Genomic DNA, 11,543 nt, shown 5'->3' on the forward strand with positions numbered 1-11,543 from the left:
TGGCGCTCGTCCGTCGGGGCGAGCGTACGGAGAGTTTTCTATGTCAGTTTCCGCCCCGAACGCTGTCCTCTCGGTCAGCGGTATCGGTAAGACCTATGCGCAACCGGTGCTGACCGGCATCGATCTGACGCTGATGCGCGGTGAAGTGCTGGCGTTGACCGGTGAGAATGGCGCCGGCAAAAGCACGCTGTCGAAGATCATCGGCGGGCTCGTTACGCCGACCACCGGCCAGATGCAATTCCACGGCAAGGAGTATCGTCCGGGCAGTCGCACGCAGGCCGAAGAGCTCGGTGTGCGCATGGTCATGCAAGAACTCAATCTGTTGCCGACCCTGTCGGTGGCGGAAAATCTGTTTCTCGACAATTTGCCCAGCAACGGCGGCTGGATCAGCCGCAAGCAACTGCGCAAAGCGGCTATTGAGGCCATGGCGCAGGTCGGTCTTGATGCGATCGATCCGGACACCCTGGTCGGCGAGCTGGGTATCGGCCATCAGCAAATGGTCGAAATCGCCCGCAACCTGATCGGCGATTGCCATGTGCTGATTCTCGACGAGCCGACCGCGATGCTCACGGCGCGTGAAGTCGAGATGCTTTTTGAGCAGATCACCCGATTGCAGGCGCGCGGCGTCTCGATCATCTACATTTCCCACCGTCTCGAAGAACTCGCCCGCGTCGCGCAGCGCATAGCCGTGTTGCGTGACGGCAATCTGGTCTGCGTCGAGCCAATGGCCAATTACAACAGTGAGCAATTGGTCACGCTGATGGTCGGTCGCGAATTGGGCGAACACATCGACATGGGGCCGCGCAAGATCGGCGCCCCGGCCCTGACGATCAACGGCTTGACTCGCGGTGACAAAGTCCGCGATGTCTCGTTCGAAGTGCGTGCCGGGGAAATCTTCGGGATTTCCGGACTGATCGGGGCAGGGCGCACGGAACTGCTACGGCTGATCTTCGGCGCGGATACGGCCGACAGCGGCACTATCGCCCTCGGCTCGCCGGCCAAGTCAGTCAGTGTGCGCTCGCCCGTGGATGCCGTGCGTCATGGCATTGCATTGATTACCGAGGATCGTAAAGGCGAGGGGTTGCTGCTCAGTCAGTCGATCAGCGCCAACATCGCGCTAGGCAATATGCCGGAAATCTCCAGTGGCGGTTTCGTCAACAATGGCGATGAAATCTCTCTGGCGCAGCGCCAGATCGACGCCATGCGCATCCGCAGTTCTAGCCCGACGCAATTGGTTTCCGAGCTCTCCGGGGGCAATCAGCAAAAGGTTGTCATCGGCCGCTGGCTGGAGCGTGATTGTTCGGTGCTGCTGTTCGACGAGCCGACCCGTGGCATCGACGTCGGCGCCAAGTTCGACATTTATGCCTTGCTCGGCGAGCTGACGAGGCAGGGCAAAGCGCTGGTGGTGGTGTCCAGTGATCTGCGCGAATTGATGCTGATCTGCGACCGCATCGGCGTGCTGTCCGCGGGGCGTCTGATCGATACCTTCGAGCGCGACAGCTGGACCCAGGATGACTTGCTTGCCGCCGCATTTGCCGGCTACCAAAAACGTGATGCGTTGCTCAATGAAGCGGCGCCTAGGGATCTCCCATGAAAACTGCATCTCCTGCCGGCAAACGTAGTGGCAACTTCTATGGCCTGGGCACCTATCTGGGCCTGGCCGGTGCCTTGCTGGCGATGATTGCGCTGTTCTCGGTCTTGAGCAGCCACTTTCTGTCCTATAACACCTTCAGTACGCTGGCCAACCAGATCCCGGATCTGATGGTGCTGGCGGTCGGCATGACGTTCGTGTTGATCATCGGCGGCATCGACCTTTCGGTCGGTTCGGTGCTGGCATTGGCGGCTTCGACCGTCAGCGTGGCGATTCTCGGCTGGGGCTGGGGCGTGTTGCCGTCGGCGTTGCTCGGGATGGCGGTAGCGGCCGTCGCCGGCACCGTCACCGGTTCCATCACGGTGGCCTGGCGGATTCCTTCTTTTATCGTATCGCTCGGTGTGCTGGAAATGGCCCGTGGCCTGGCGTACCAGATGACCGGCTCGCGCACGGCCTACATCGGGGATTCGTTCGCCTGGCTCTCGAACCCGATCGCGTTCGGTATCTCGCCGTCGTTCATCATTGCCTTGCTGGTGATTTTCATCGCACAGGCCGTGCTGACGCGCACCGTATTCGGTCGCTACCTGATCGGCATCGGCACCAACGAAGAGGCGGTACGGCTCGCCGGGATCAATCCGAAGCCTTACAAGATTCTGGTATTCAGCCTGATGGGCCTGCTGGCCGGCATCGCGGCGCTGTTTCAGATTTCCCGTCTGGAAGCTGCCGACCCGAATGCCGGCTCCGGTCTGGAGCTGCAAGTTATCGCTGCGGTGGTGATTGGCGGCACCAGTCTGATGGGCGGGCGCGGTTCGGTGATCAGTACGTTCTTCGGCGTGTTGATCATCTCGGTACTGGCGGCGGGTCTGGCGCAGATTGGCGCGACCGAACCGACCAAACGCATTATCACCGGCGCCGTCATCGTGATCGCGGTGGTGCTCGACACTTACCGCAGTCAGCGCGCCAGTCGGCGGGGCTAAGACATGGCAACGATCAAGGATGTGGCAGCGCTGGCAGGCATTTCCTACACGACCGTATCGCATGTGGTGAACAACACCCGGCCGGTCAGCAAGGAAGTACGGTTGAAAGTCGAAGCGGCAATCAAGAGCCTCGACTACGTACCGAGCGCAGTGGCGCGCTCGCTGAAAGCCAAGACCACGGCGACCATCGGCCTGCTGGTGCCGAACAGTCTCAACCCGTACTTCGCCGAACTGGCGCGCGGGATCGAGGATTACTGCGAGCGTAACGGCTATTGCGTGATTCTTTGCAACTCCGACGACAATCCCGACAAGCAGCGCAGCTATCTGCGTGTATTGCTCGAGAAACGCATCGACGGTCTGATCTTCGCGTCTGCCGGCGGTGACAGCGCCCTGGCGCAGGGGCTGGCCGGGGTGAAAACGCCCATGGTCATCGTCGACCGGGGTCTTGAAGGCGTCGACGCCGATCTGGTGCGTATCGACCATGAATACGGCGCGTACCTCGCAACCCGCCATTTGCTGGAATTGGGGCATCGTGACATCGCCACCATCGGCGGCCCGGCGAGCACCAGTGTTGCGCAGATGCGTCAGGCCGGTTATTGCCGGGCGTTGAATGAGGCAGGTATCGCGGTGCGGCAGGAGCGCATGCTGGAAAGTGACTTCACCAGCACGGGCGGTTACAACGCCGCGGCGAAGCTGCTGCAAAACAATCCGCCGAGCGCGATTTTCGCCGGTAACGACATGATCGGCATCGGTGTGTTGCGCGCGGCAGCAGAACGCAACGTGCGGGTGCCTGGCGAGCTGTCGGTCATCGGCTTCGATGACATTCAGATGAGCCGTTACGTGTATCCGGCGTTGACCACGGTGGGGCAATCGATCCTGCAACTCGGTGAAATGGCGGCCGAAGTGTTGCTGCGCAGGATCGCCACGCCGAATCTGGTCACCGATCAACGCATCGTCACCCCGAGTATTGTCTTGCGCGAGTCGACCGCACCGCTGTCCGGCGTGTTCACCGAATACCGCTGAAACCGAATTGATGAGTAATGATGTATGCCCGCAAATGTAGTGGTAATAGGCAGCCTGAACATGGATCTGGTGACCCGCGCGCCTCGGCTGCCGGTCGGCGGTGAAACCCTGATCGGCCATTCGTTTGCCACGGTGTCCGGTGGCAAGGGCGCCAATCAGGCGGTGGCTGCTGCACGGCTCGGCGCGCAGGTGGCAATGGTCGGCTGTGTCGGTGACGACGATTACGGTGTGCAGTTGCGCGATGCGCTGCTGGCCGAGCAGATCGACTGCCAGGCCGTGAGTACCGTTGACGGTTCCAGTGGCGTGGCGCTGATCGTGGTCGATGACAACAGCCAGAACGCCATTGTGATCGTCGCCGGTGCCAACGGTGCCATGACGCCAGCCGTCATCGATCGGTTTGACGCAGTGCTGCAAGCGGCAGACGTGATCATCTGTCAGTTGGAGATTCCTGATGCCACGGTAGGGCATGCGCTCAAGCGTGCGCGCGCCCTCGGCAAGGTTGTCATTCTCAACCCGGCCCCAGCCAGTCGCCCGCTGCCGGCGGACTGGTTTGCAGCGATTGATTACCTGATTCCGAACGAAAGCGAGGCGGCTGCCTTGAGCGGCATGCCAGTGGATTCGCTGCAGAGCGCAGAAAGCGCGGCCACTCGGTTGATTGCCATGGGCGCCGGCAAAGTCATCGTGACCCTGGGGGCGCAAGGTTCGCTGTTTGCCAATGGCCAGGGCTTCGAGCATTTCCCCGCGCCGAAAGTACAGGCTGTCGATACCACGGCGGCGGGGGACACGTTTGTCGGTGGTTTCGCCGCGGCCCTGGCCAATGGCCAATCCGAAGCTTCAGCCATTCGCTACGGGCAGATCGCCGCCGCGCTGTCAGTCACCCGCGCGGGCGCGCAGCCGTCCATTCCTACTATGTTCGACGTACAGGCTTTTGAACCCGCATGAAAAAGACTCCTCTGCTCAACGTCGCGTTGTCGCGACTGATCGCCTCGCTAGGTCATGGCGACATGGTAGTGATTGGCGACGCCGGTTTGCCCGTGCCGCCGGGTGTCGAGCTGATCGACCTGGCACTGACTCACGGCGTCCCGGATTTCATCAGCACCCTCAACGTCGTGCTCAGCGAGATGCAGGTGGAAAGCCACGCAATCGCCAAGGAAATCTTCGATAAACAACCGAGCGCCTTGAGTGTACTCGAGGCGTTGAACGGGGAGGGGGCTCTGGGCCGTCGCGATCTGCTCGGCCACGAGCAATTCAAGGTGCTCAGCCGACAGGCGCGGGCGATTGTTCGTACAGGCGAATGCCAGCCTTACTGCAACATCGTGCTGGTCGCGGGAGTTACGTTCTGATTTTTCGATTTCATCTGCACAAGGAATGCGCCATGCAACGCTATGCTCAGAAACTGCACCAACTGCTCCGGAGTCTGCTGCTTTTGTCCTTAATCACTGCCACCGGCGCTCAGGCGGCGGAGAAGATCGACCTGATCATCGACACCGATCCGGGTGCTGACGATGTCGTCGCCTTGCTGTTCGCCCTGGCTTCGCCGGACGAGCTGAATATCCGCGCGCTGACCACCGTGGCCGGCAACGTGCGTCTGGACAAAACCTCGCGTAACGCTCGACTGGCTCGCGAATGGGCAGGGCGCGAAGATGTACCGGTATACGCCGGCGCGCCTAAACCGCTGATGCGCACGCCGATCTACGCCGAAAACATTCATGGCAAGGAAGGCCTGTCGGGTGTCACCGTGCATGAGCCGAAAAAAGGCCTGGCTGAGGGCAGTGCGGTCAATTACCTGATCGACACCCTGAAAAAGGCCAAGCCACACAGCATCACCATCGCCATGCTGGGGCCGCAGACCAATCTGGCGCTGGCGTTGATTCAGGAGCCGGAGATCGTTCAGGGCATCAAGGAAGTGGTGATCATGGGCGGCGCACATTTCAACGGCGGCAACATCACGCCAGTCGCCGAATTCAACCTGTTCGCCGACCCGCAGGCGGCGGAAGTGGTGCTGAAAAGTGGGGTGAAGCTGACTTATCTGCCGCTGGACGTGACGCACAAGATCCTCACCAGCGATGCCCGCCTGAAGCAGATTGCCGCGCTCAATAACAATGCGAGCAAAATTGTCGGCGACATCCTCAACGAATACATCAAAGGCGATATGGAACACTACGGCATTCCGGGTGGCCCTGTGCATGACGCCACCGTCGTCGCGTATCTGCTCAAGCCTGAGCTGTTCACTGGTCGCGCGGTCAACGTGGTGGTCGACAGTCGCGAAGGCCCGACGTTTGGTCAGACCATTGTCGATTGGTACGATGGCCTGAAGGCGCCCAAGAATGCTTTCTGGGTGGAGAATGGCGATGCTCAGGGCTTCTTTGATTTGCTGACCGAGCGTCTCAAGCGCTTGAAATAAACGACCCGCCCGCAGGTGCCAGCCTGCGGGTTTTTTTATCCCTTCTCGGTCATTTCCTGCGCGGTTACCTCGACCGGGTAGCGCTCGAAAACCTGCTTTATGAATTGCTGGGCCGCTTCGGTGCCCAGCGCCTTGACCAGCAGATCGATGCCAATCAACGCAAGCTCCTCGGCGGTGCCCGGGCTGTAAGAGCTGTGTCCGTCTGCCCATTTGGCTTTGATGTCGGCGTCGATGCTGATGGTGTTCATGGGGCGCTCGAAGAGTGGATAGTCCGAACGTCGAGTTAACCATTTTGTCGTGCGCTTGGCACTGCGACTTAGGCATGAGCGGGGTGCTATGCGACACTTGGTCTTTTCCAGCGATCCAGAGGCTGTGCTGTGCAAATCGATTTGAACACTCCCGACGGCCTCACCCTCGAGGCTGTGCGCCAGTTATTGGCCTCGGCCAGCGATGACGTGCACACCCAATTGCGCGTGACCAAGGGCGGCATCGCCTATCTGTCGACGGTCACGGGTGGGCAGGATATCGATGGTCTGCTGTTTCGCCTCGAGACGTGGGCGAAAGGTTCTGGTTATGTGGGTAATGTGGCGGCGAGTGATGAGGTCTGGGTCATGCAGATCTACAACGCGCTCAAGGACAACTGGCCGAATCCGCCTTACGACTACATCGACGTTTACTGAGCGCCGTTAATATTCAGTCACGATTGCAGGCTGAGAACGCTGTTGCGCTCAGGCACACTCGGCATTTTTCCGATTGTGCGCCGGGTGATGGCTTTGCTTGCGAAACCAAACGCCGGATTGGCGGTCGCACGATCTCAGCTTAACCATTTTGAAATCAAGGAGGCTTCATGCCTTTGAAGTTCGCGACACTGGGTGCACTCATCGCCGCTGCGCTGTTGGCCGGTTGCAGCACGAGCTCCAGCGAGTCGGCAAAGGATAGTGTGGCGACTGACGCCGGTCACAGCCGCTGTGAAGCATCGGCGGCGCAGTTCACCGTCGGCAAAAAGGCTTCGCCGGAACTCCTGGAGCAGGCGCGCGTCAAGGCCGGTGCGCAAAATGCGCGGTTCCTCAAGCCGACCGACATGATCACCCTGGAATACCGTTCCGATCGTTTGAATCTGAACACTGACAACAATCTGGTGGTCACCCGCGTCAACTGCGGCTGATCGCAAACCACTTTGTTGCGGCCACAAAAAACCCCGTCACATGGACGGGGTTTTTTTAGTGCGCCAGGAAATTACTCTGGGCGAACTTGTGCAGCTTGCATACCCTTTTGGCCTTTCTCAGCCACGAAAGAGACGGTCTGGCCTTCTTTCAGGCTTTTGAAACCGTCGGATTCGATAGCTTTGAAGTGTACGAACAGGTCGTCACCGCCACCTTGAGGAGTGATGAAGCCGAAGCCTTTTTCATCGTTGAACCATTTAACGGTGCCGGTTTGGCGATTAGACATGGTGTATCTCCAAGAAACATATATTTTCAGTAGTACTGTGCTGCTCAGGCCAACTGGGCACACCCGGGTATCATAGTCGAAATGTTCGCTTTGGGAGCCCCCCGGACGTGCTGTTTGCCAATCAGTCGTGTTTTCTTTACCACCCGTTTCTGCTGAAAGCCCCGGTTTGAAAGGCTTGCAGCGAAACGTAAAGACGATAAAAAAACCTGTAAAACCTGCATAAATCGTCTGAAAAGCTTCATTTCCAGCACTTTTTATCAGCTTTCAGCCGATCAGAAAGCGCGGTTTTCTCATTTTTTCGGAGCGGTATTTGCCTTGCATTTGGCGATCTGACCCAGGGCTTTCTGTTGCAGTTCCGGGGTCGCCTTGTTGTCCATCAATGCCTGAATATCGCTGGCCGGATAAGACTTGATGGCATCGGCACCACAGGCACAATGAGATTTGGCTGCGGCGGCGCCAATTTGTTGCGTTGCAGCCTGGGTGCACTGCGCCATGTATTTCTCACGCTCGCCCTTCGGCCAGTCGGCATGAGCGCTCAGCGGCAGCAACAGAGCAAGAGGGGCGACGACGGCGAATAAGGTGTTCAGACGCATGCGAGGATGCTCCTTGTGGGTCAATGTCTTGTTATCTGAGGGCTCAAGAGCCGATCTAGTTCAGCACTCTGGCATAAAAACGGACGGTTTGCCTTCTGCCAAATCAGCACGTAAGCGACCGCTCATCTGTGCTAGGATGCTGATCTCATGCGTTTTCAGGCGCCGATGACCTTCAGTCCCGGCCGCGGTCAGCGTGCGAAAATTCTGATTTGAATCCCAGTCACTCTGGTTCGGTTTTCCGGTTGGCCGCAAGGCTCCTGCCGCTGTAAGGCAGGCGTTCATCGTTGAATGGCCTGGACCGGATCTTGTACTGGCTCATCCCAACCCACGTGACCTTTGGTAGGGGTCACCACTAGGAGAGGAGGCGCCATGCCAACTATTACTCTTCCCGACGGCAGTCAACGTTCATTCGATCACCCGGTTTCCGTAGCCGAGGTCGCCGCATCCATTGGTGCGGGTCTGGCCAAGGCCACCCTGGCCGGCAAGGTCAATGGGCAACTGGTCGACGCCAGCGACATCATCAGCAGCGACGCGACCCTGCAAATCATCACGCCAAAGGATGAAGAGGGGCTGGAGATCATTCGCCACTCTTGCGCGCACCTGGTCGGCCATGCGGTGAAGCAGCTGTACCCGACTGCAAAAATGGTCATCGGGCCGGTCATCGACGAAGGCTTCTATTACGACATCGCCTTCGAGCGTCCTTTTACTCCGGACGACATGGCCGCCATCGAACAGCGCATGCAGCAGCTGATCGAAAAAGATTACGACGTGATCAAGAAAGTCACTCCGCGCGCTGAAGTGATCGAAGTGTTCAAGGCCCGCGGCGAAGACTACAAGCTGCGCCTGGTCGAGGACATGCCGAACGAACAGGCCATGGGCCTGTACTATCACGAAGAATACGTCGACATGTGCCGCGGTCCGCATGTGCCGAACACGCGTTTTCTGAAATCCTTCAAGCTGACCAAGCTGTCCGGCGCCTACTGGCGCGGCGACGCCAAAAACGAGCAATTGCAGCGCGTTTACGGCACTGCCTGGGCCGACAAGAAGCAATTGGCGGCCTACATTCAGCGCATCGAAGAAGCTGAAAAGCGCGATCACCGCAAGATCGGCAAACGTCTGGGCCTGTTCCACACCCAGGAAGAAGCGCCGGGCATGGTCTTCTGGCACCCGAACGGCTGGACCTTGTATCAGGTGCTCGAGCAGTACATGCGCAAGGTGCAACGCGACAACGGCTACCTCGAGATCAAAACGCCGCAAGTCGTTGACCGCAGCCTGTGGGAGAAATCCGGGCACTGGGCCAACTACGCCGACAACATGTTCACCACTGAGTCGGAAAGTCGCGACTACGCGATCAAGCCGATGAACTGCCCTTGCCACGTGCAGGTGTTCAATCAGGGCCTGAAAAGTTACCGCGAACTGCCGATGCGTCTGGCCGAATTCGGTGCCTGCCACCGCAACGAGCCGTCGGGCGCGCTGCACGGCATCATGCGTGTGCGAGCGTTCACTCAGGATGACGCCCACATTTTCTGCACCGAAGAGCAGATGCAGGCTGAGTCCGCCGCGTTCATCAAGCTGACCATGGACGTTTATCGCGACTTCGGCTTCACCGATGTCGAGATGAAGCTGTCCACTCGTCCGGAAAAACGTGTCGGTTCCGACGAGCTGTGGGATCGCGCTGAAGCCGCATTGGCTGCAGCCCTTGATTCTGCGGGCCTGCCGTACGATCTGCAGCCGGGCGAGGGTGCGTTCTACGGTCCGAAGATCGAGTTCTCGCTAAAAGATTGCCTCGGTCGCGTCTGGCAATGTGGTACCTTGCAGCTCGATTTTAACCTGCCTGTCCGTTTGGGCGCTGAATACGTCTCCGAAGACAACAGCCGCAAACACCCGGTGATGCTGCACCGTGCGATCCTCGGTTCCTTCGAGCGATTCGTCGGGATTCTGATCGAGCACTACGAGGGTGCGTTCCCTGCCTGGCTGGCGCCAACGCAGGCGGTGATCATGAATATCACTGATAAACAGGCAGATTTTGTTGCAGAGGTTGAAAAAACTCTCAACGAAAGCGGATTTCGTGCCAAGTCCGACTTGAGAAATGAAAAGATCGGCTTTAAAATCCGCGAGCATACTTTGCTCAAGGTTCCCTATCTTTTGGTTATCGGAGATAAGGAAGTCGAGATGCAGACTGTCGCTGTGCGTACTCGTGAAGGTGCTGACCTGGGCTCGATGCCCGTCGCCCGGTTCGCTGAGTTTCTCGCGCAAGCGGTTTCCCGGCGTGGTCGCCCAGATTCGGAGTAATTATTATTAAGCGTGAAATGAGACAAGATAAACGAGCTGCACCGAAAGCCCCGATCAACGAGAATATCTCGGCACGCGAGGTTCGGTTAATTGGCGCTGATGGCGAGCAGATTGGCATCGTCTCGATTGATGAAGCGCTTCGTATCGCTGAAGAAGCAAAGCTTGATCTGGTGGAAATCTCCGCGGACGCAGTCCCGCCGGTTTGCCGGGTGATGGACTACGGCAAGTCGATCTTCGAAAAGAAGAAGCAGATTGCCGCGGCGAAGAAGAACCAGAAGCAGATTCAGGTTAAAGAAATCAAGTTTCGTCCAGGGACGGAGGAAGGGGATTACCAGGTAAAACTGCGCAACCTGGTACGTTTCCTGAGTGACGGGGACAGGGCCAAGGTATCCTTGCGATTCCGCGGCCGTGAGATGGCCCACCAGGAGCTGGGGATGGAACTCCTCAAGCGGGTTGAACAAGACCTGCTCGAGTACGGTTCGGTCGAACAGCATCCTAAGATGGAAGGACGCCAGCTGATCATGGTCATCGCCCCGAAAAAGAAGAAGTAATCAACAGGGCACGGCAGGCCTTCTGATTATGTTTATCAACTGAATGCGGAGTATCCGAACATGCCAAAAATGAAAACCAAAAGTGGTGCTGCCAAGCGGTTTCTGAAAACTGCTAACGGCATCAAGCACAAGCACGCTTTCAAGAGCCACATCCTGACTAAAATGTCGACCAAGCGTAAGCGTCAATTGCGCGGTAGCAGCTTGCTGCATCCGTCTGACGTGGCAAAAGTCGAGCGCATGCTGCGCCTTCGTTAATTTAGTCAAGAATAGAGGAAGTAACTCATGGCTCGTGTAAAGCGTGGCGTCATTGCCCGTAAGCGTCACAAAAAAATTCTGAAACTTGCTAAAGGCTACTACGGCGCACGCTCCCGCGTATTCCGTGTTGCCAAGCAAGCGGTAATCAAGGCAGGCCAGTACGCCTACCGTGACCGTCGTCAGAAAAAACGTCAGTTCCGCGCTCTGTGGATCGCTCGTATCAACGCTGGTGCTCGTGTTAACGGTCTGTCCTACAGCCGTTTCATCGCTGGCCTGAAAAAAGCGTCCATCGAGATCGACCGTAAGGTTCTGGCTGATCTGGCAGTGAACGAAAAAGCGGCGTTTGCTGCGATTGTCGAGAAAGCTAAAGCCACCTTGGCTTAAGTACCCCCGACAGTCACCCGGCCT

General features: G+C 58.2%; 15 protein-coding genes. 12 read left to right on the forward strand and 3 right to left on the reverse strand.

From position 1 onward, the window contains the following. Nucleotides 1-40: 40 nt before the first annotated feature. Genes ACGSLL_RS20405 through ACGSLL_RS20430 form a run of 6 tightly spaced genes read left to right on the forward strand, consistent with a single transcriptional unit; the run spans nt 41 to nt 5,995 of the window. Complete coding sequence (locus ACGSLL_RS20405) at nt 41-1,594, forward strand: sugar ABC transporter ATP-binding protein (RefSeq protein ID WP_394507710.1); 1,554 nt, start codon at nt 41-43, stop codon at nt 1,592-1,594. Next, nucleotides 1,591-2,568 (forward strand): ABC transporter permease, encoded by a 978-nt coding sequence (locus ACGSLL_RS20410; protein ID WP_394507711.1) that lies wholly within the window; start codon nt 1,591-1,593, stop codon nt 2,566-2,568. The genes ACGSLL_RS20405 and ACGSLL_RS20410 overlap by 4 nt, the downstream gene beginning before the upstream one ends. A gap of 3 nt (nt 2,569-2,571) precedes the next feature. Then, nucleotides 2,572-3,591: a LacI family DNA-binding transcriptional regulator gene (locus ACGSLL_RS20415; RefSeq protein ID WP_394507712.1), complete on the forward strand. Its 1,020-nt coding sequence runs from the start codon at nt 2,572-2,574 to the stop codon at nt 3,589-3,591. 24 nt (nt 3,592-3,615) lie between these two features. After that, a complete protein-coding gene (gene rbsK / locus ACGSLL_RS20420) occupies nt 3,616-4,533 on the forward strand; it encodes a ribokinase (protein WP_394507713.1) in 918 nt (305 codons plus the stop codon). Further along, entirely contained in the window at nt 4,530-4,934 is a 405-nt protein-coding gene (rbsD, locus tag ACGSLL_RS20425; RefSeq protein ID WP_394507714.1) for a D-ribose pyranase, read from the forward strand. Before rbsK ends, rbsD begins: the two co-directional genes overlap by 4 nt. A gap of 32 nt (nt 4,935-4,966) precedes the next feature. Then, on the forward strand, nt 4,967-5,995 hold the full coding sequence (locus ACGSLL_RS20430; protein WP_394507715.1) for a nucleoside hydrolase: 1,029 nt from the start codon (nt 4,967-4,969) through the stop codon (nt 5,993-5,995). 35 nt (nt 5,996-6,030) lie between these two features. Here the strand turns inward: ACGSLL_RS20430 and ACGSLL_RS20435 are convergent, their stop codons facing one another. Beyond that, on the reverse strand, nt 6,031-6,243 hold the full coding sequence (locus ACGSLL_RS20435) for a hypothetical protein (protein WP_394507716.1): 213 nt from the start codon (nt 6,241-6,243) through the stop codon (nt 6,031-6,033). Nucleotides 6,244-6,372: 129 nt separating this feature from the next. Between ACGSLL_RS20435 and ACGSLL_RS20440 the strand changes: the two genes are divergently transcribed. Together ACGSLL_RS20440 and ACGSLL_RS20445 are read left to right on the forward strand one after the other, a co-directional pair. Continuing rightward, nucleotides 6,373-6,675 carry a hypothetical protein gene (locus ACGSLL_RS20440; protein WP_394507717.1) on the forward strand — a complete coding sequence of 101 codons (303 nt, stop codon included), beginning with the start codon at nt 6,373-6,375 and terminating at the stop codon, nt 6,673-6,675. 167 nt (nt 6,676-6,842) lie between these two features. Next, on the forward strand, nt 6,843-7,160 hold the full coding sequence (locus ACGSLL_RS20445) for an I78 family peptidase inhibitor (protein ID WP_394507718.1): 318 nt from the start codon (nt 6,843-6,845) through the stop codon (nt 7,158-7,160). 71 nt (nt 7,161-7,231) lie between these two features. Here ACGSLL_RS20445 and ACGSLL_RS20450 read toward each other — a convergent pair whose 3' ends face one another. Both ACGSLL_RS20450 and ACGSLL_RS20455 read right to left on the reverse strand, forming a co-directional pair. Continuing rightward, nucleotides 7,232-7,444: a cold-shock protein gene (locus ACGSLL_RS20450; protein ID WP_003179963.1), complete on the reverse strand. Its 213-nt coding sequence runs from the start codon at nt 7,442-7,444 to the stop codon at nt 7,232-7,234. Nucleotides 7,445-7,734: 290 nt separating this feature from the next. Beyond that, nucleotides 7,735-8,037 (reverse strand): hypothetical protein, encoded by a 303-nt coding sequence (locus tag ACGSLL_RS20455; RefSeq protein WP_394507719.1) that lies wholly within the window; start codon nt 8,035-8,037, stop codon nt 7,735-7,737. A gap of 369 nt (nt 8,038-8,406) precedes the next feature. On the opposite strand from ACGSLL_RS20455, the gene thrS reads away from it, so the two are divergent. The 4 genes from thrS to rplT are packed head-to-tail and all read left to right on the forward strand — an operon-like array spanning nt 8,407 to nt 11,519. Continuing rightward, nucleotides 8,407-10,329, forward strand: coding sequence for a threonine--tRNA ligase (thrS, locus tag ACGSLL_RS20460; RefSeq protein WP_090282681.1), 1,923 nt, complete (start codon nt 8,407-8,409; stop codon nt 10,327-10,329). After that, entirely contained in the window at nt 10,329-10,880 is a 552-nt protein-coding gene (gene infC, locus ACGSLL_RS20465; protein ID WP_169432615.1) for a translation initiation factor IF-3, read from the forward strand. Before thrS ends, infC begins: the two co-directional genes overlap by 1 nt. 60 nt (nt 10,881-10,940) lie before the next feature. Continuing rightward, nucleotides 10,941-11,135 (forward strand): 50S ribosomal protein L35, encoded by a 195-nt coding sequence (gene rpmI / locus ACGSLL_RS20470; protein WP_002553160.1) that lies wholly within the window; start codon nt 10,941-10,943, stop codon nt 11,133-11,135. A 27-nt stretch (nt 11,136-11,162) separates the two neighbouring features. Further along, the gene (gene rplT / locus ACGSLL_RS20475) at nt 11,163-11,519 is read left to right on the forward strand and encodes a 50S ribosomal protein L20 (RefSeq protein ID WP_002553161.1); all 357 of its coding nucleotides are present in this window, start codon (nt 11,163-11,165) and stop codon (nt 11,517-11,519) included. Nucleotides 11,520-11,543 lie beyond the last annotated feature (24 nt).

The organism is Pseudomonas retamae (assembly GCF_043496865.1).
Classification (GTDB): Bacteria; Pseudomonadota; Gammaproteobacteria; order Pseudomonadales; family Pseudomonadaceae; genus Aquipseudomonas; species Aquipseudomonas retamae.